This is a genomic window from Acinetobacter sp. YH12021, from assembly GCF_013420145.1.
Lineage (GTDB): Bacteria > Pseudomonadota > Gammaproteobacteria > Pseudomonadales > Moraxellaceae > Acinetobacter > Acinetobacter towneri.
Genome location: NZ_VOYT01000009.1, coordinates 78,278 through 98,602, shown reverse-complemented (window position 1 = coordinate 98,602; position 20,325 = coordinate 78,278). Strand labels below are relative to the sequence as shown.

At 43.6% G+C, this 20,325-nt stretch carries 17 protein-coding genes; 1 reads left to right on the top strand and 16 read right to left on the bottom strand.

Features of this window, described 5'->3' with window-relative positions; genetic code table 11:
* Positions 1-209 precede the first annotated feature (209 nt).
* Genes FTT91_RS09085 through FTT91_RS09050 form a run of 8 tightly spaced genes read right to left on the bottom strand, consistent with a single transcriptional unit; the run spans position 210 to position 7,921 of the window.
* Positions 210-1,055, bottom strand: coding sequence for a hypothetical protein (locus tag FTT91_RS09085; RefSeq protein WP_136143922.1), 846 nt, complete (start codon positions 1,053-1,055; stop codon positions 210-212).
* Between the two features lie 10 nt (positions 1,056-1,065).
* A complete protein-coding gene (gene aroB / locus FTT91_RS09080; protein WP_180169287.1) occupies positions 1,066-2,145 on the bottom strand; it encodes a 3-dehydroquinate synthase in 1,080 nt (359 codons plus the stop codon).
* 18 nt (positions 2,146-2,163) lie between these two features.
* On the bottom strand, positions 2,164-2,706 hold the full coding sequence (aroK, locus tag FTT91_RS09075; RefSeq protein WP_004974468.1) for a shikimate kinase AroK: 543 nt from the start codon (positions 2,704-2,706) through the stop codon (positions 2,164-2,166).
* Positions 2,707-2,743: 37 nt separating this feature from the next.
* Positions 2,744-4,879 (bottom strand): type IV pilus secretin PilQ, encoded by a 2,136-nt coding sequence (locus FTT91_RS09070; RefSeq protein WP_167538857.1) that lies wholly within the window; start codon positions 4,877-4,879, stop codon positions 2,744-2,746.
* 60 nt (positions 4,880-4,939) lie between these two features.
* Positions 4,940-5,464 (bottom strand): pilus assembly protein PilP, encoded by a 525-nt coding sequence (locus FTT91_RS09065; protein ID WP_104852650.1) that lies wholly within the window; start codon positions 5,462-5,464, stop codon positions 4,940-4,942.
* Positions 5,461-6,231 (bottom strand): type 4a pilus biogenesis protein PilO, encoded by a 771-nt coding sequence (locus tag FTT91_RS09060; protein WP_180169286.1) that lies wholly within the window; start codon positions 6,229-6,231, stop codon positions 5,461-5,463. The genes FTT91_RS09065 and FTT91_RS09060 overlap by 4 nt, the downstream gene beginning before the upstream one ends.
* A complete protein-coding gene (locus FTT91_RS09055; protein WP_104852652.1) occupies positions 6,228-6,863 on the bottom strand; it encodes a PilN domain-containing protein in 636 nt (211 codons plus the stop codon). The genes FTT91_RS09060 and FTT91_RS09055 overlap by 4 nt, the downstream gene beginning before the upstream one ends.
* Positions 6,863-7,921: a pilus assembly protein PilM gene (locus FTT91_RS09050; protein ID WP_004974460.1), complete on the bottom strand. Its 1,059-nt coding sequence runs from the start codon at positions 7,919-7,921 to the stop codon at positions 6,863-6,865. The genes FTT91_RS09055 and FTT91_RS09050 overlap by 1 nt, the downstream gene beginning before the upstream one ends.
* Positions 7,922-8,090: 169 nt before the next feature.
* On the opposite strand from FTT91_RS09050, the gene ponA reads away from it, so the two are divergent.
* Positions 8,091-10,640, top strand: coding sequence for a penicillin-binding protein PBP1a (gene ponA / locus FTT91_RS09045; RefSeq protein ID WP_180169285.1), 2,550 nt, complete (start codon positions 8,091-8,093; stop codon positions 10,638-10,640).
* Positions 10,641-10,745: 105 nt separating this feature from the next.
* Here the strand turns inward: ponA and FTT91_RS09040 are convergent, their stop codons facing one another.
* The 8 genes from FTT91_RS09040 to FTT91_RS09005 form a co-directional block, all read right to left on the bottom strand.
* A complete protein-coding gene (locus tag FTT91_RS09040; protein WP_180169284.1) occupies positions 10,746-11,549 on the bottom strand; it encodes a putative RNA methyltransferase in 804 nt (267 codons plus the stop codon).
* A gap of 71 nt (positions 11,550-11,620) precedes the next feature.
* Complete coding sequence (mraY, locus tag FTT91_RS09035; RefSeq protein ID WP_019836136.1) at positions 11,621-12,739, bottom strand: phospho-N-acetylmuramoyl-pentapeptide-transferase; 1,119 nt, start codon at positions 12,737-12,739, stop codon at positions 11,621-11,623.
* The gene (gene murF, locus FTT91_RS09030) at positions 12,740-14,149 is read right to left on the bottom strand and encodes a UDP-N-acetylmuramoyl-tripeptide--D-alanyl-D-alanine ligase (RefSeq protein ID WP_180072750.1); all 1,410 of its coding nucleotides are present in this window, start codon (positions 14,147-14,149) and stop codon (positions 12,740-12,742) included.
* 9 nt (positions 14,150-14,158) lie between these two features.
* Positions 14,159-15,652 carry a UDP-N-acetylmuramoyl-L-alanyl-D-glutamate--2,6-diaminopimelate ligase gene (locus FTT91_RS09025; protein WP_180169283.1) on the bottom strand — a complete coding sequence of 498 codons (1,494 nt, stop codon included), beginning with the start codon at positions 15,650-15,652 and terminating at the stop codon, positions 14,159-14,161.
* Between the two features lie 10 nt (positions 15,653-15,662).
* Entirely contained in the window at positions 15,663-17,486 is a 1,824-nt protein-coding gene (gene ftsI / locus FTT91_RS09020; RefSeq protein WP_131260649.1) for a penicillin-binding protein PBP3, read from the bottom strand.
* 12 nt (positions 17,487-17,498) lie between these two features.
* On the bottom strand, positions 17,499-17,828 hold the full coding sequence (ftsL, locus tag FTT91_RS09015; protein WP_136144459.1) for a cell division protein FtsL: 330 nt from the start codon (positions 17,826-17,828) through the stop codon (positions 17,499-17,501).
* 11 nt (positions 17,829-17,839) lie between these two features.
* Positions 17,840-18,751, bottom strand: a complete 912-nt coding sequence (gene rsmH, locus FTT91_RS09010; protein ID WP_004974437.1) for a 16S rRNA (cytosine(1402)-N(4))-methyltransferase RsmH — start codon at positions 18,749-18,751, stop codon at positions 17,840-17,842.
* Positions 18,752-18,948: 197 nt separating this feature from the next.
* A complete protein-coding gene (locus tag FTT91_RS09005; protein ID WP_180169282.1) occupies positions 18,949-19,962 on the bottom strand; it encodes a sulfate ABC transporter substrate-binding protein in 1,014 nt (337 codons plus the stop codon).
* Between the last annotated feature and the right edge of the window lie 363 nt (positions 19,963-20,325).

The window sequence follows — 20,325 nt, the reverse complement described above, 5'->3', positions numbered from 1 at the left end:
TTTTGTGCATTTCATTATTTTTATACACCATGCTGCGCCATTTTAGAACGCATTTTTTAGTGAGAAGAATAATTTTTTTAGATCAAATTGGTGCAATTGAGCCAAAATAGCTCAATGCAAATAATAGACAAAAAGGATAGAACAAATAAAGGCAAGCGATGGTTTGAATGACTAAAATGAAGCTAAAATAATATTGGAAGTGTTTATGATTAGTTAAAAGGATCGCGCACTTCAGGTTCAGGTGCATCTGGCTGAGCAGGTGCTGTACCACTTTGTGATTTTTGTACATCAACGACATTACCCTCCTGATCACGGCGGGTAATTGTAGTGCTGGTGGTACTATTTTGCGGTGCAACTGCCTGCGTAGTCGGTGCAGTCGTTGTGGTTGCAGGTGGTCGTGCCAAAGCACTTTCATCTATTTTAGGCACAGCTGCTGGACGTAAATTTACCGCATATAGCTTAGTGCTCAGCCCCATTTCATCCGCCCCTAAATCATTGACATAAGGACGATAGTCAGCAAATTGCACCACAACAGGCTGAATCGTTTCAGGAAATTTGAATGGCAATGCGGTCAAAGTCTGTGCAGCGTCGCGTTTATTGCCAAAACTGCCATATAACATCACATATTGTTCAGCCTGCCCCTCACCGCTTAAACGGATATAAAACAGCTTGCTCCGATCTGTTTGCTTTTTAATAAAACTTTTAATGATGTTTTCATCATTGACCCGAAACAGTTCAATCGTGCTATTATTTTTTTGTTCCTGAATAAATTTAGTACCGCGAAACTCAGCCTCATGCAAACCAGAAGCCGTTAAACGCGTGGTGAGTTCCAAAGGTCTGACTTCTTCTTGCAAGCCACCCAAATAGGTGGTTGCAGCAACCTTCTCGGGTTGAATTTGTAATTCAATTTCAGACTCTGGTTGTTTTTCAATTTCAACCAGTTCTTCACGGTCTGTCACCGCCCAAAAAATCAGTGCCGCCAATAAACACAGCACCGCGCCCAGCAACCAAATTGACTGTTGAATTTTTTGCCAGTGTGTACGCAGTGCTGTCATATGCTGCCTTTTATGCTTGATTGGCTAAAATCGCCTGTTTCATCAATTCTAAGTCAAACTCTTTGGTGATGATGGCTTGACCCAATTGCTTCATGAGCACCAAACGTAATTGACCATTCAGCACTTTTTTATCGTGTGCCATATAAGCCAAAAACTGATCCAGTGGAATTTGCGGACATACTATCGGTAAATTGGCGCGAGAAATGATATTTTTTGTACGCTCTACATCTTCGGCAGAAATCCAGCCCATACGCTGTGATAAATCGGCTGCCATCACCATCCCTGTCGCAACAGCTTCACCATGTAACCATTTACCATAGCCCAAATAAGATTCAATTGCGTGCCCAAAAGTATGCCCAAGATTCAATAAAGCGCGTTCACCTTGCTCTTTTTCATCATTAGCAACAATACGTGCTTTATGTGCACATGAACGATATACCGCTTCTGCCAGTACAGCAGGATCACGCGCCACTAATGCTTCCATGTGCGTTTCAAGCCATTCTAGAAACTCGACATCACCCAAAAGCGCATATTTAATGATTTCGGCTAGGCCTGCAGACAACTCGCGCTCAGGTAAAGTATTCAGTTGCGACATATCGGCCAGCACCACTTGGGGTTGCTGAAACGCGCCAATCATGTTTTTACCCAATGGATGATTAATCCCTGTTTTGCCACCGACACTTGAATCGACCTGCGACAATAAAGTGGTCGGTACTTGAATGAAGTACACTCCACGCTGAAAACTTGCCGAAGCAAAACCTGCCATATCGCCAATCACGCCACCGCCCAAAGCCAGCACCGTACAATCACGGTTAAAACCAGCTTCCAGCAAGGCATCAAAAATAAGAGTGAGATGCTGAATATCTTTGTATTTTTCTCCATCAGGCAAAATACAGGTTGCCACTTTCTTACCAAGTGCTTCAACAGCCGTCACATAATGACTTAAATACAAAGGTGCAACCGTGGTATTGGTCACAATCATGACTTGCTGACCTTTAATATAAGGTGCAAGTAATTCTTGAGGCTGAAGATCACTGCCAATAAAAATTGGGTAACGGCGATCACCGAGTTCAACGTGTAAAGTCTGCATGAAAAAGTCGCTTTCTACCTAAGATATTTGCTCTGAAACAATCGTATTTAAGATTTTTTGCGCCAAATCTCGCGCAGCACCCTGATTGGTTTCAATAATATAATGTGCCACCTCACGATACAACGGATCACGCACTGCAAGCAAATCACGTAATCTTTGTTCGGGGTTTTCGACTTGAAGTAAAGGACGGTTTTTATCGCGATAGGTTCGCTGAAGTTGAATTTCGACAGGGGTATATAGATAAACAACAATACCACGTTGTTTTAAGAAGTCTCGATTCGGGGCTTGAGTCACCGCGCCGCCACCTGTAGCAAGTACAAGTTTATGCCGTGTGGTTAACTCATCAATAACCGCTGTTTCACGACTACGAAACCCTTGTTCACCTTCTTTTTCAAAGATCCAAGGAATCGTAGCGCCAGTTTTGCGTTCAATTTCATGATCACTGTCTAGAAATTCACGCCCTAACAATTCCGCCAAATGGCGTCCTACAGTGGTCTTGCCTGCCCCCATCGGCCCTACCAAATAGATATTTGGTAGGGTGTCAAACTCTTTGCTTAGCAAGGAGTCACCTATAAATTTTGTTTAAATTGAAAATATATTAATGATTTCTTGAAACACTGTCATTAACAATTCGTGGTGTAACAAAAATCAGCAACTCACGTTTGTTGTCCGACTTGATATCTTTACGGAATAAACGTCCGATATAAGGAATATCGCCCAAGAATGGAACTTTGGTTTGTGAGTTAGCCGTTTGTTGCTCAAAAATACCACCCAAGACCACAGTTTCACCATTATCTACCAAAACGTTGGTATTCACCGCGTTCTTGTTAATGGTGAGCTGACCTGTAGGTGTAGGTGCACCTGGTGAGTCACTGGTGATATTTAATTGCATTTGGACTTTACCGTCAGGCGTAATACTTGGGGTCACATCCAAACTTAAAGTCGCATCAATGAATTCTGTGGTAGATACGGCATTGACACCACCACCTTCAGAAGATTGATACGGAATTTGCGTACCCGATGCCACTTTGGCATTTTGCTTATCTGCAGTCAGGACTTTTGGTGTCGAAATCACTTCACCGTAACCATCTGCTTGTAATGCCGACAACTCCAAATCGAGCATAAAGTCAGACAAGCTGATTAAACCAAATGCAATACGGCTGGCACCTGGACTGGTCACACCTAAATCGACATTCAAGTTTTGTGGCCGTTCAATTTCGTACTTCCAACCACCTAAATCATCATTTTTTTCTGGTTCACGTAAGTTCCACAAAGTCGTATCGCTACCACCCACCAACAAGTGGTTATTGTTGGTAATCCCTTGTGACAAGATGCCCCACTTCACCCCCATTTCCTTGGTGAAATCTGTGGTTGCACGAACAATACGTGCTTCAATCATCACCTGCTTCACAGATACATCTAGCAAATCAATCATTTGACGAATCTGATCAATTTTTGCCGATGTATCGTTGATGATTAAGGTATTGGTACGTGGATCTACCGACACTGTACCGCGTGGACTCAACAAGCTACCAACGCTATCGCCTAATGGATCAGTACCTGTATTGGTATTTGAACCACCACGTGATGCATTCTTGCCTTGCGTAATTAGTTTTTCAATATCTGCCGCTTTGGCATAGTTCAATTGAATATATTCAGTTTGTAGTGGCGCCAGTTTCACACTTTGCGCAATCGCTTTGGCTTCTTCTTCTTCGGCTTTAATCAATTCAGAAACAGGTGCAATCCAAATCACGTTGCCATTACGACGCTTATCTAAATTTTTGGTTTTCAGGATAATATCTAAAGCCTGATCCCAAGGTACATCTTTTAAACGTAAGGTAATGTTGCCTTGCACAGTGTCTGCTGCCACCATGTTAATGCCTGTGAAATCAGCCAATAACTGCAATACACGACGCACTTCGATGTCTTGGAAATCCAGTGAAATCTTTTTGCCTGTATAGCTTTGCGCTGCACGTGGTTTAAACGGGTTTTTATCGACAGGGCGTTTTAGGCTAATGGTTAGCTTGTCTTCTGCCTGATATGCCATATATTCATAGCTGCCTGCAGCCTGAATGGTAATCACGCCATTGCTGCCGTCATTGTGTGCATCAATGGTCGATACAGGTGTGGCAAAGTCATTTACATTTAAACGGCGTGCCAAATGTGTTGGTACTTTATTGCCTAAAGTACGCACCACAATTTTGCTGCCTTGCTGCTGCACATCTACAGGAGTATTGCTACCGAGTAGATCAATCACCACCTGACCTTCGCCTTCACCGCCACGCTGGAAACCAATATTGGATACGCCTTGTGCGCTACGTTGAGCAGTCACGGCAGCCACAGGCGTTGCCGTTGTTGAGTTAATTTTTAAAATAAAGGTGTTGCCTTCAACACGCGTGGTAAATGCACCCGCATCGGCCAAGTTCACAGTTAAACGTGAACGCTGTGCATCTGAGCTTACCTCTACAGAGCTGGCTTCTTTGGTCGCGACTGCAACGCTGTTTTGCTTCAGCGTTTGTTGCGCTTTGTCAAAATCTAAAATCAGGCGGGAAGGTTGTTCCAGCTGATATGCAGCAGGTTGAGGTGGCAAACCATTAAACATGACACGAATTTCGGTGCCCTGTCCCGGAATTTGCATGGGTACGATGTTGGTAATGCTGACTTGGGCATTGGCAACTTGCATCACTGCCATTGCGACTGCGCCCATTGAAAACTGACGGAACAAATTGTTCATTGTATTACCATCCCCAAAAATAAAATCTTTCACACTGTTATTCATTTTTATTCCTTTAATTTATGGCGCAGGCCCAATTAAAACTAAACTTCTTGGACGTTCTACATAACCTTCACGACCATCTGGAATAATTTCGATTAAATCAATTTGTGTAGGTGTAATATTCACCACACGACCATGATTTACCCCCATATAGCTACCACGCTGGATACGCTCAATTTCACCGTCAGGTGTTTGAATCAATGCCAAAATTTGACCATTTTGACGCATACTGCCTTTCATAGTCAGTGACTCAAGTGCGTAATTTTCCAGTGGTTGTAACTGGCGAGCAAGGTTCGGATAAACGCGCTTCCCTGCCATAATTTTAAGCTCTGCCGCCAATGAACTTGGCATAAATGGGCTTTTGAGCTGGTGTGCTGCATAGTTAAAGGTTGGTGCAGGCTCAAACACAGGTGCAGGTTCAATGGGTAGTGGTGGCTGATTACGAATTTCAGCCATTTGTGCATTTACCGCATCAATACGCGAATCACAACCAACCATTAATACAGTTGCCAACAGGGCTAACGAAAGCTTTTCAATTTTCATTTTTTACCCCTTTTCGCAGTATTATTTACTCTTTTATTACTCTTCTCGCTATTCGCAGCAGTATCGGTTGCACCGCTTTCCATTGTAGTTTGCGCATCTGCACTGCCCACATAACGATAAGTTTTTGCTTGTGCTTTATAGGTCACTTGCGGAATATCGGTTTTCTTGTCTTTATTTTCAGTCGCCACAATTTCAAAGTCGTGCATGGTCACAATACGTGGCAATGCTGCTGTACCGCTTACGAATGAACCAAAAGCGTGATAATCGCCTGTCGCTTCAATTGAAATTGGCTGCTCAATAAAGAACTCTTGTTTAATTTCGTTCTCTAAACGAATGTTTTTAAACTTCAAGCCTGAATTAACACCTGTTACGTTGATGTCTTCAACTAAGCCTGGAATTTCAGTTTCTTTCGGCAATTGCTCAAGCTGCTGGTTAAAGTTAGCTTCCATTTCTTGTAATTGCGCTTGGTATTGCTGCAAATTACGCAATTTAGAATCTTTTTCACGGAACTCGTTTAATAAATTCTGTTCTTGTGCATGCGCTGCAGCAATGGCATCTAACTTCGGCTTAATTACGACAAAATAGCCTAGTGCCGCAATTAAGAAAATAATGAAAATCCAGCAGGTAATTTTGACCGAAAGTGGCCAACCACCATAGTTATTTGGATCAAGGGTATTAAACTGCTGAAAAAACTTCTCAACGGTCATTTTCTTTTTCGGAGCAACAGCAGCTTCCTGATTTACTTCATCAAATTCATCGAGACTCATTGTGCTGCCCCCGCTGCTGATGTTGAATTAGGATCTGTAGCGGTCACTGGAATTGCGATTTCTTCTAAATCAGAAGTCACCACAAATGTGCCATAACTTTCCTCAACACGAGGAACTACAGAACTTGGTGCTTTATCTTTATTTTCTTCTTTGGCTAAGAATGAATTCATAAATGCATTGCGATACCACGGCGATGCTTCCAAATTACGTAAGAATTCTGCAACCGTATTTGGACTTTCTGCCTTGCCTTCAAAGGTAAATTTATTGCCAGTACGCGTCACTTTAGTCAAATACATATTGCTTGGTGTCACACGCACAAGCTCATCCACCAAACGTACTGCAATTGGACGTTGGCTTTGTAAGCCCTGAATCAGCTTCATACGCTCTACAATTGCATTACGCTGTTCTTGTAAGCCTTCCAAAGATTTTAATTGTACATCTAGGTTTTGGTTGGTACTGATGACCAATTGATTGGCTTGTTCTTGATCTGCCAATTTTGCATTGTAGAAAAACCACGCCAATGCAACGGCCAACACCCCTACAGCAGCTGCTGCAATACAAAATACAATAAATTCTTTTTTACGTTTTTCTCTTAGCTCATCGCGCCAAGGGAGTAAGTTAATCTTTGCCATTAATCAAAACTCCTCATTGCTAAACCACATGCCACCATCAATGACGGCGCATCACTTTCAATTCTTTTAATGTCGATTTGTGGAGAGAAGCCCATTTGTAAGAATGGATTGGCAATGGTCACACGGTAGCCCAGTTTTTGCTGCAACAACTTCGCAAGACCTGGAATATTGGCATTCCCCCCTGCCAATAAAATGTGATCAATTTCGTTAAATTGTGAAGATGAGAAAAAGAACTGCAATGAACGTGCCGCTTGTTGCACCACCGCTTCTAAGAACGGTTCGAGCACCTCTACATCGTAGTCATCTGGCAAGGTACGGCTCTTTTTGGCACGACCCGCTTCTTCATACGATAAACCATAACGGTTTTGAATTTCTTGAGTCAGCTGTTTGCCGCCAAAGGTTTGCTCACGGGTGTAAATAATTTTGTTATTTTGCAGTACCGACAAGGTGGTCATGGTATGACCAATATCCAAAATACCAATGGTGTTCACACCCATTGGCAGGGTATCGGAGAACACTTTAAAGGCATTTTCGATGGCAAAACTTTCGACATCGGCAATTTTGGCTGTCAAGCCGCCCAACTCCAATGCTTCTACTCGTGCTTCTACGTTTTCTAAACGTGTTGCAACCAGTAACACATTGACTCGGTTTGGATTGGCTAAACGGTCTGGTTGGACTTCAAAGTCTAGGCTGACTTCATCTAATGGGAATGGAATATATTGCTCGGCGTCCATACGAATTTGAACTTCACGCTCATCGCTAGTCATATCTGCATCCATTTCAATGATTTTGGTAATCACCATTGAGGTTGGAATTGCTAATGCTGCAGATGTAGATTGCGTGTTTGCTAAGTTCAATGCACGTTCAAGCGCATCCCCGACTGCTTCTGGATTGAGAATGTTTTTTTCAACCACACTGCCTTCTGGAAGTGGGACCAGCGCATAGCTCTCGACCCAGTATCTACCATTCTTCACAGAGAGTTCTAATAACTTAACAGAAGTAGAACTAATATCTACACCTATTAACCCCTTACTTGGCTTACGATATAACCTACGCACAATAGTACCATTCCTATTATTTTTTTATCCCCAAAAAAATTTAACCTACTAATCCGCGCTGGTCTATAATTTTTTACGGATACAATAATTCATCTAACAATCCGTAAATCTACTCGCTATACTGACCAGCAATTAGTTTGCTATTAGCGCTTATTAAAACGCACTTGTTATGAAAAAGCTATCTTGTTCGGGTCGTGTTCATCCATTTTTTTTGATCATAATTATAATTTTGGTCGCAATACCGATGGGTTTCTATGGCATGTATCTCTATATTGCCCCATCTTTGCCAGAAATGACCACCTTAAAAAAAGCGCCATTATTAAAACCATTACAGGTTTATAGTGCCGATAATGAGCTAATTGCTGAGTATGGCGGTAAGCTTTCTGTGCCTGTCGATTATGAACATATTCCTGAAAAATTCATTTTTGCGTTCTTAGCAGCCGAAGATTCTGCCTTTTTTGAACACAGTGGGATTAGCTTCAAAGGCTTGGGGCGCGCGGTGAGCGAGGCGGTAACAGGCTCCAATGTGCAAACTGGTGGCTCAACCATTACCATGCAAGTAGCAAAAAACTATTATCTCAGTCCTGAACGTACCTTAAAGCGTAAACTCACCGAAATCTTTTTAGCGCGTAAAATTGAACAGAACCTGAGCAAAGAAGAAATTTTGACTTTATACGTCAATAAAATCTTTTTGGGTAAAAATGCCTATGGCATCGCGGCAGCTGCCAAAATTTATTACAACAAAAGCTTAGAAGAGCTGACAATTGCACAAATGGCGATGATTGCAGGCTTACCTAAAGCACCTTCACGCTACAATCCAGTGGTGAATCCTGAGCGTGCTTTGGAGCGTCGCAACTGGATTTTGGGACGTATGCTGCAACTGGGCTATATCAACCAAAATGAATACCAAAAAGCCATTGCTGAACCGATTAATTTAGATATGCCAGACCGCAGCATCAGCAATAAACATCCGTATATTGGTGAAATGGTGCGTGCTGAACTGGTCAGTAAATTTGGTGAACAAGCGGTTGATTCGGGCTATAAAGTTTATACCACAGTAGACAGCAAACGTCAGATGTATGCAGAACAGGCGGTGCAAGAAGGCTTAGAAGCCTATGACCGTCGCCACGGTTGGCGTGGTGCAGAGGCACACGACAAACCACTGAATGAGTTTCGTGCTTATGCCAACACCTACCCTGCGCAAGTCAGCAAAGTGCTGAATAACTCTTTTGAAGCGTTAATGCAAGATGGCACAACGGTTACTGTACCGTGGTCAGGCATGTCTTGGGCACGTCCCTATCGCAATGCCAACAGTGTAGGCAATGCGCCAAGTCGTGCGGCACAGATTGTAAAAGTCAAAGATATTGTCCGTTTACGTCCAAATGAAAATAAAACCGCTTGGTCATTAGTACAAGTACCAAAAGTGCAAGGTCAATTGGTGGCAATTAACCCGAATAACGGCGCCATTGAAGCGTTGGTCGGTGGCTATAACTTCTATCAATCCAAGTTCAACCGTACTTTACAAGGTTGGCGTCAACCGGGTTCGACCATTAAACCTTTTGTCTATGCACTGGCTTTAGAGCGCGGTATGACACCACACACCATGGTCAATGACAGTCCAATCACCATTGGCAAATGGACGCCACGTAACTCCGATGGTCGCCATTTAGGCATGATTCCGTTACGACGTGCACTCTATTTATCTCGTAACACGGTTTCGGTACGTTTATTACAAGAAGTCGGTATTGAGCGTACCCGCCAACTGTTCATGGATTTTGGTTTGCAGGAAGATCAAATTCCGCGTAACTACACCATTGCATTGGGTACGCCACAAGTTTTGCCTATTCAAATGGCAACGGGCTATGCCACTTTTGCCAATGGGGGTTACCGTATTCAACCGCACTTCATTAACCGTATTGAAGATGCTTATGGCAAGGTGATTTATCAAGCCAATCCTGAATATGCGTGTATTGCTTGTATTAATGCCAAAGAACAAACGACTGAAAGCGCCGAAGCCACCACGCCAGATGATGAAATAATTGAAGTGACCAATAAAAAACTGGCACAAGCTGAACAGGATCCACAATTATTGGCAGAGCGTAGTCAGTACAAACAGGCACAACGTATTTTAAAATCTAGCTCGGCGTATGATATGTCCAATATTTTACGTGACGTAATTCAACATGGTACTGGACGTGCTGCGCTCAGAATTGGTCGTGGTGATATTGGCGGTAAAACAGGAACCACCAACGATGCAAAAGACGCTTGGTTCGCAGGTTTCAACGGCAAACTGGTGACTGTGGCTTGGGTGGGCTTTGACCAACCAACAACTTTAGGACGTCGTGAATATGGGGGGGTTGCAGCGCTGCCAATTTGGACAGACTTTATGGGCAATGCACTTAAAGGCACACCTGAAGCATGGGTCAGTTTAGACAGCAAAGACAAAGCGCCACAACGTGAACTCAATCAAATGAATGCAGAACAGAAGCAGGATTATCGTGCTTCACCGCCATTGGCACGTCCACTGTATCGACCTGCACCTGTTGCGCCAGCACGTGCGCCTGAGCGAGATTTTGACGATTTACCAGGCGATGAGGTATTAATTCCTGAAAACGCTGCACCGCCTGCCATGCACGCGCCAAACAACAGCCCTGCCAAACCCAATGCAGCCAAACCTGCTCCCGATGCATTAGAAAACTTAATTGATGAAGTCTTATAACCGCAGATAAGCAGTCAGAAAAAATCCCTCATTTACAAAAATGAGGGATTTTTTTATGGGCATTCAGTTTTTGCAAAAGTATGAATTTTACAGAAGCACTCAAACTTATTTTTTCTGAAACAGATAAATTTGATGCTGTGCTGTCACATCAAATTGGGTTTGTTGTTCCAATGCCTGACGGCGCTCTGCTTTGGCTTTATAGGCATAAGGTGTCATAGCAATTAAATGAATTAAATCGCTTTGATTGAGCTGTAATGGTGTTTCCACCACGCTGGCATCAATCAAATCAAAAGTAGTTTGTAATTGGGTGATAAATTTTTCGGGTTCATGTGGCTTTACCTCTTCGAACAACGCTTGACGCATCGCCAATAAATGCTCAGGCGCAGGCGTCACCACCAACAAATAACCTTGTGGTTTTAAAACCCGTAAAATTTCCTGTTGCGGAATTGGGCTAAACAGGCTGGTACATAAATCAATACAATGTTCCAACACAGGCAAAGTTGCCCCTGTCCCCACCACCCAAGTCACTGCGGGATTCAGTTTCGCCGCCACTTGTACGGCATTCTTGGCAATATCCACCCCGACACACTGCAACACTTCGCCTTGCATGGCAGCGGTGTAATAGCCTTCACCACAGCCAATATCCAACAAATTTTCGATGCGTAAGGTGCGAATTTTTTGCACCACTGCCTGTTGCAAGGGCGCATAATGCCCTGCACTTAAAAATGCACGACGTGCCTGCACCGAAGCAGGTGTATCCCCCGGATTTTTACTGTGCTTATGCTGCACCACATGCAAATTGACGTAGCCTTGTTTCGCAACATCATAGCTGTGATTGCTGGCACAACGCCACGTTCGATCATGCAGTTGCAATACCTGACGACACACAGGACACATCAGCAAATTCATCATTTTCTCCAGAGTGAACCACATAAAAAAGTCGGCGAGTGCCGACTTTTAAAATTTTCGGTTGGATAGGCTTAACGTAATTTTAAAGTCATTAAACCTAAAACCACCAGCATAATTGTGATAATCCAGAAACGAATCACCACTTGAGTTTCACGCCAGCCTTTCTTTTCATAGTGGTGATGCAACGGCGCCATTAAGAATACCCGTTTATTGCGCATACGTAGTGAGCCAATTTGCAGGAATACCGAAATCGCTTCAACCACAAACACTCCGCCCATAATCGCAAACACGATTTCCTGACGTACCATCACGGCAATCGTACCCAGCATTGCCCCCAAAGACAGTGCACCGACATCGCCCATAAAGACTTGTGCAGGATGCGCGTTATACCACAGGAAGGCTAAGCCTGCTCCAATCATCGCGGCACAGATTACCACCAACTCAGACGCATATTTCACATAAGGGATATGCAAATAATCAGCAAAACGAACATCCCCCGCCAAGTAGGCAAAGACGCCCAAACCTGCCGCAACCAACACGATTGGCATAATTGCCAAGCCATCTAAACCATCAGTTAGGTTCACCGCATTTGAGGCACCATTAATCACCAAATAGGTAAAGATAATGAAGCCAATACCGAGTGGAATCAACGACAATGGAATGCTGAAATCTTTAAAAAATGGAATCAACACATCCAGCATATCTGCAGTTTGTGCAGGATTTGGCTGTTGGGTTGCAATCACATACAATGCAATACCCGCACCCAATGATGCTACCGAAGTCCAGAAGAATTTTTTACGCGCTGGCAAACCCGCATTGTCTTTGTAGCGAATTTTAATCCAGTCATCTGCCCAGCCTACAGCGCCAAAAATGACCATAACTGCCAGTACAATCCAGACGTAAGGGTTAGATAGATCTGCCCATAATAGAGTCGAAATACCAATGGAAAGCAGGATTAATACCCCGCCCATGGTTGGCGTACCCATTTTTTTGGCATGCCCTTCAGGTGCATAAGAGCTGACTGCTTGACCGTATTTTAATGCTTGTAATTTACGAATCATCACAGGGCCTAGCACCAAACCGATGCCAAGCGCAGTCAATACACTCAGTAATGAACGTAATGTTAAATAGCGAACCACCTGAAACGAGCTGTTATAGCCCGCCAGCTGTTCAAATAACCATAACAGCATTTAAATTTTCTCCATCAATGCAGCCATCAACGTTTCCATATGGGTATAACGAGAACCTTTAAATAGGAAACTCATGGACTGAGGTTGATGTGTTTTTACCAGATCAATTAAAAACGGCAAGGCTTGTTCTTGAGTGACAAAAGCCTGTAATTTTTTTCCATATTGGGTACTGCGCGCACCTTCTTGGGTCGCAGGTGCAAATTCACCGACTGCCACCACAAAGTTGATGCCACGAATAGACACCAAATCACGCCCCAACATATAGTGCTGTTGTGCTGCGCTATTGCCCAGCTCACCAATATCACCAATTACCATAACTCGCACACCTGTTTGCTGTGCAAGGACTTCACCTGCAGCACGCATAGAGGTTGGATTGGCATTATAGGTGTCATCAATGAATAAATGTGTGCCTTGCTGAATAAAGTTCAAACGGCCTTTTGCCCCCTGTGCCTGTTCCAAGCCTGCGACAATATCATCTAAACTCACACCAATTGCCAGTGCAAAAGCAGCAGCAGCCATAGCATTTTGTACATTGTGTTCACCTGCAAATGGCAAATGAATCTGACGCACACCATGCGTGGTATTTAAACAAAAACTTGCCGATTGTGGCTGCAACTGAATGTCTGTCGCAAACACATCACCGCCTTCACCAAAACTTAGACGCTGTTCTGACTGAACCGCTTGCTGAATCTGTTCGGCAAAATCATCGGCAGCAGGGACAATCGCTGTACCTTGCGAGGCAATATGTGCATAAATTTCAGACTTGGCCCGACAAATACCATCACGCCCACCAAACTCACCCAAATGCGCAGTACCAATATTGATAATGCCTGCCACCTGCGGCTGCACCAAGTTTGAGGTGTAATCGATTTCACCTTGATGACTGGCGCCCAATTCCATCACTGCATATTGATGGCTAGCATTCAACTCCAATAACATCATCGGCACACCCAAGTCATTATTCAGGTTGCCACGGGTAATTAAAGTCGGTGCCAAACGTGACAAAATACTACCGAGCATTTCTTTAGTGGTGGTTTTACCGCTACTGCCTGTTAACGCAATCACTTTTAATTGAGGATGTTGCTGACGACGAAATGCGCCCAAGTGTCCTAAAGCTAAACGGGTATCAGGCACGACCAATTGGCAAATATCTGCGTCTACAGGCTGGCTGACAATTGCCATAGAACAGCCCTGAGTCGCTACTTGTGCCACAAAATCATGCGCATCAAAACGCTCACCTTTTAAAGCCAAAAAGGCATCGCCTGCTTCGGCATGACGTGAATCGGTTAAAATACGTTTAATCTCGCCTTGCGGTGCTTGCCCATTGAACCAATAACCCTGTGTTGCCTGTTTGAGTTGTTCGGCAGTCCAAGGTTCTAAAATTGCGGTACTGGTGGTGGAAGTGTGCATACAAATTCCTTATTGGGCAGGATAAGCAGAAGGTGAACAATGCTGTGCATCTATCGCAGATTGCACTTCAACCACATCGTCAAACCAGTGTCTTACCCCATCTATTTCTTGATAGTTTTCATGACCTTTGCCTGCAATCAAGACAATATCGCCTGACTGTGCATGTTTGACTGCATATTTAATCGCTTCACGACGATCATGAATTTCATGGCTCTGTGCCACCGACAAATCGACACCTGCCTGCATATCGGCAAAAATTTGCAAAGGATCTTCTGTACGTGGGTTATCTGAAGTCAAAAGCACAACATTGGCATAGTCCAATACCGCTTGGGTCATCAGTGGGCGCTTACCACGATCCCGATCTCCACCGCAGCCAAACACCGCCCAAAGCTGTGCGCTAACATGGCGTTTTAAGGTTTGCAACACTTGAATTAGGGCGTCTGGCGTGTGTGCATAATCCACCACAAATAAACGCTCTGCATCACGCAACACTTGCATACGCCCCGGTGCGCCTTTGAGTTGTGCAGTCGTGTGTATTAAATCCTGTAATGCAAAACCTGCTTGCTCTGCTGCGATTAAACTCGCGACCAAGTTTTCAACATTAAAATGTCCGAGCAACGGACTTTGCACCACATATTCTGCCGTAGCAGTTTGTAGATGGAAACGTACACCATTCAGACTGTATTCAATCTGCTGTACTTGATAGTCTGCCGCTTGCTGCGTGGAATAAGTCAAAATTTTCGGTTGCGCAGGGTTCTGTTGCGCCGCTTGCAACATGATCCCAGCATATTCATCATCTAAATTGACAATTGCAACTTTTAAACTGGCAAACTGAAACAGCATGGCTTTGGCTGCAGCATACGCCTCTAAAGTACCGTGATAATCCAAATGATCACGGCTCAGGTTGCTATATACCGCAATTTCAATATCGCAGCCATTTAAGCGCCCTTGCTCCAAACCATGTGAACTGGCTTCAATTGCGGCAAATTTTGCCCCCTGTTGTGCATAGCTGTATAAAGCATTTTGCAGTTGTAAGGCATCTAAAGTGGTATGTGTTGAAGCTTCCAAATTAGGCAAAATTCCGTTGCCTGTGGTGCCCATTACCGCACAGCGTTGGGCTTGTAACATTAACAACTCAGCAATTAAGCGGGAAATCGTGGTTTTACCATTGGTGCCCGTGACTGCAAGCATACGCGCTATAGGTACAGGCTGTCGTGCTTGTAAATATTGTTTTTGCCACTGTCCCATGCGCTGACGCACATCTGGCACCACCAAATTATTGGCAACTGCCAGTTCAGTTTCCGAAATCACCGCCAAAGCACCTTGATCTAAAGCTGCTTGTGCAAATTGTGCGGTTTTTTCAGGCTGCGACAAACTGGTCAGGGCAATAAAAATTTGCCCTGCTGTCACATGGCGGCTGTCAAGTTGAAAGCCCTGAAAGTCTTGTATCATCCAATCTGCAACGCGAGAACTGCGATAAATATGTTGAAAGCTGATAGACATGCGTCACCTGTTATTGGATGTTGGGAGTTTCTAAAGGTTTATCTAAAGGTACGTTCATTAAACGTAAAGATTCTTGCATCACACGAGCAAATACAGGCGCTGCCACCAAACCACCATAATACTGTCCTGTTGGATTTTCCACCACGACAACCATGGCTAAACGCGGATCACTGACTGGCGCAACCCCAGCAAACAAGGCACGATATTCAGTCTGTGAATAGCCTTTGCGGTCTGCACGAAGTTTATGCGCTGTTCCCGTTTTACCTGCAACCCGATAGCCTGGAATATTGGCTTGACGTGCCGTACCACCGGGTAACGTTACGGCTTCCATCATCAGTAGAACTTGATCGGCAATTTTAGCATCAACAATTTGTTCGCCTTTAGGCTGTTCTTCTAATTTGTATAAACTCAGCGGCATTTTTACGCCTTTATTGGCAAGCATGGCATAGGCATCTGCCAATTGCAGCACAGTGGCGTTCAAACCATAACCATAAGACATGGTCGCCACTTCCGACACATTCCACTTGCTTGGCGGCAAAATTAAACCTGCACTTTCACCCGGAAATTTCACTGCAGAACGCGCACCAAACCCTAAACGCTTATAAAAAGTCGGTAAGGTTGCATACGGTAAAGATAAAGCAATTTTCGCCACACCCACGTTTGACGATTTTTGGATAATTCCCGCCAAAGTCAGTGAGCCATAATTGTGGGTATCACGAATGGTGTGATTACCCACCCGCATTGAACCACCACTTAAATTGACCACGGTATTCGGTGAATATTTGCCACTTTCCAGTGCCATTGCCACCGTCATAGGCTTCATGGTCGAACCCGGCTCAAAGGAATCCACCGCACCACGGTTACGCATGGCATCTTTATTGGACAAACTTTTTTTGTCATTCGGGTTATACGACGGCCAACTGGTCATCGCCAAAATTTCACCCGTTTTCACATCTACCGCAATTGCTGTGGCTGAACGGGCATTATTTGCCACCCCTGCTGCAGTCAATTCACGATACATAATGTATTGCAAACGTGAGTCGATACTCAGGGTAATATTTTCGCCCGGTTCAACCTCTCTCACCACTTCTGGGTCTTTGACACGGTTACCCTTTTTATCGCGCACGATTTGCTGTTCACCATCCACGCCTGCCAAGCGGGTATTTAGCTGCATTTCCAAGCCTTCAATGCCTGTGCCTTCACTATTGGTTAAACCAATAATTTGTGCATTCGGCTGTGGCTGCGGGTAATAACGCTTATAGTTTTTCTCGGTATATACCCCTTGGAAATTACGTTTTAGAATCAGCTCTGCCTGTTGCGGCGGCACTTCTTTTTGTAAAACCAAATAACGTGAACGCGGACGCTCGTTCATTTTATTTTTCAGTTCTTGGCGATCCATCCCAACTGCATCGGCAAGTTCATCTAAATTCAAGTTTTTATCTGGCAATTGACGCTGCAATTTACGACTGGTCGGATTTTTTTCCAACTCGGCTGTAATTTCTTCAAACAGTTTTTTATTGTCAAAATAATCACGTGGATCAATCACCACTTTCATTACAGGGGTACTAATTGCCAAAGGCACACCGTGGCGATCATAAATCACCCCGCGCATAGCTTTGAGCTTTTCTGTTCTTAAAATATTGGCATTGGCTTTATTTTGTAAAAAGTCATGGTTCACAATTTGCACATAAAAAGCACGTCCCACCAGTGCCACGAACACCAGCAGTACCACAGCCCACATTAAGTAAAAACGCCACATTTCTACATGAATGGCATTTTTTCCAGTTACCGATTGCTGTTTCTTTCGGGTTTGCTTTTTACGCGTATCGACCATGTGCAACTCGCCTTATTGTTGTTCTGAGGTTGTCGGCAAAGAAATCACCACTGTTTGCGGTGCAGGCGGTGAATACATACGCAGTTGCGTCACCGCACGGGTGCCAATTTGTGCAGTTGCACCAAAGGTCTGCTGTTCAATTAACAAACGTCCCCATTCGGCATTTAAGTCATCTCGCTCGCGCATATAAGAACTCAGCTCACGATAATCATGGCGATATTCAAACACTTGAAACACCACCATAATCGCGCTGATAAACACCAGCGCCAATAAAATAAAATAGGCGACCATTTTTTTCAGTCGCACTTGAGATTGATTTTTTTTAACGGTTTCAGTTTTCATTATTGGCCTTTTCAAGCTAATCGTTCTGCAACACGTAGCCATGCGCTGCGTGAGCGTGGATTGGCTTTGACTTCTTCATCACTGGCACGCACACGTGAGATTTTTTTCAATCGACGTGTATCTTGTTGCTGTTGTGGCAAGCCCCAACCTGAATCTTCAGGCAGGCTCGATTCTTTTTGAATAAACTGTTTAATTAAACGATCTTCCAAAGAGTGGAAGCTAATTACAGCCAAACGACCTTCGGGTTTTAATACCTCAACCGCCTGCGGTAAGAAGTTTTCAATATCTTCTAATTCTTTATTAATCGCAATACGAATTGCCTGAAAAGTACGCGTTGCAGCGTGTTTGTTTTTTTCCCACTTCGGATGGGCAACTTTTACAATTTCAGCCAATTGTGCGGTAGTTTCAATATAACCCGCCTGTTTAATGGCTTTGGCAATACGGCGGCTATAACGCTCTTCACCATATTGAAAAATCACATTGGCTAAGGCTTCTTCTTCAATATCCACCAGCCATTCTGCCGCAGTCGGGCCTTGTGAGTTGTCCATACGCATATCAAGCGGGCCATCTTTCATAAAGCTAAAACCGCGTTCTGCCTGATCTAGCTGTGGTGACGACACGCCTAAATCAGCCATCACACCATCGACCTGAGTGACGCCCAAATCATTCAACGCTTGCTGCATATCGGCAAAACTGGCATGAATAATCTGAAAGCGCGAATCTTGCTGCGCCAATTCTGCTGCCACGGCCAAAGCTTGTGGATCTTTATCAAAGGCATAGACTCGTGCCTGCGCATCCAATTTGGATAACAACAAACGCGTGTGTCCACCTCGTCCAAAGGTAGCATCGACATAAATTCCTGTATTGCGATCTGCCAACACGGCATCAACAGTTTCATGAAGTAATACAGAAATATGCGACATAAGGTTCAATCAATACAGCTAAAATGTAACTGCACATTATTACCTTGTTTTGGCAAAGCTCCAAACGTCTTTTTGTAGATAAATATTACTTTCCATAGGGAAAACCGTTTTTGACTTTTTTAAAGCACAAAAAAATCTCCGTAGAGATTTTTTTGTGTGCCAATCCAATAAAAGATTAGCCGAAAATGGATATCTGTTTAACGCTTAGTATTATAAATTTGGTCGAAAATCGCACCATTCACAAAATGTGTTTTTTGTGCATTTTCCCAGCCACCGAACACTTCATCAATCGTGAAGGTTTTTAATTTCGGGAATTGTGCTGCATATTTTGCAAGGACTTTTTCATTACGTGGACGGTAGAAATGCTTAGCCGCCATTTCCTGACCTAAAGGTGAATATAAATAGTTGATATAGCCTGTCGCTAACCATTTATTGCCATTTTTTTCTACTGTGCGGTCTACGATTGCCACCGAAGGTTCAGTCAAAATAGAAATAGATGGATAAACAATATCAAACTTGTCTTTGCCTAAGGTTTTTAAAGTTACAAGGGCTTCATTTTCCCAAGTCAACAACACATCACCAATGCCACGTTCAGCAAATGTAGTCATCGACGCACGTGCTGCCGAATCCATCACTTTTACATTGTGGTACATCTTGCCCACAAATTCTTGCGCTTTGGCCTTAGAGCCGCCCGGCTGCTTTTCTGCATACCCCCAAGCCGATAAATACACCCAACGTGGCAAACCACCTGTTTTCGGGTTAGGGGTAATAATTTGTACGCTTGGTTTGGTTAAGTCATTCCAGTCTTTAATGTTTTTCGGATTGCCTTTACGCACCATAAAGACGATGGTCGAGGTATAAGGCGCAGAGTTATGAGGAAATTCTTTTTGCCAACCTGCTTGGATTTGACCTGACTTTACAATTTCTTCAATGTCATTCGCCAATGCCAAAGTTACGACATCGCCCTTTAAACCATCGACCACAGAACGCGCTTGCTTGCCTGAACCACCATGTGATTGTTTAAAGTTGACGTCTAAACCTGTACGTTTTTTCCAGTACTGACCAAACGACTTGTTAAATTCATCATAAAATTCGCGGGTCGCATCATACGATACATTTAAAAACTGACGATCTGCAGCCTGAGCAGTCGTTGCAGCAAAACCTGTTGCCAATAGCGCAGCAGCCAATAAAGCTTTCAATTGAGTTTTCATTACAGCACACATCACCTTTAATCTGTCGCTCAATATATGCAATGCTCAGGCGCTGCGCAATTTGTAAAAAACATGCAAAAAATGATTAAATTCAAATAATTTAGCTTTAATTAATTGTTTTTAATCAATTTAATTCAAGATGCGGCGTTTATTCCAAATTTATACCTTTTTATGGATTAGATATATAAAAAGTGAATAAAACTTTGATCCGTTTTTAGACTCAACGGTAAAATAAGCGACATCACAGCAATCAAACCCGCTTCAAAACTATTTTATTGTGACTTTTGTAACAATTTTCACGATATCTCCACAGTTGTTTGTTACAACATGTTCTAAATCAAAGATCATCTGAAAAATCGGTAT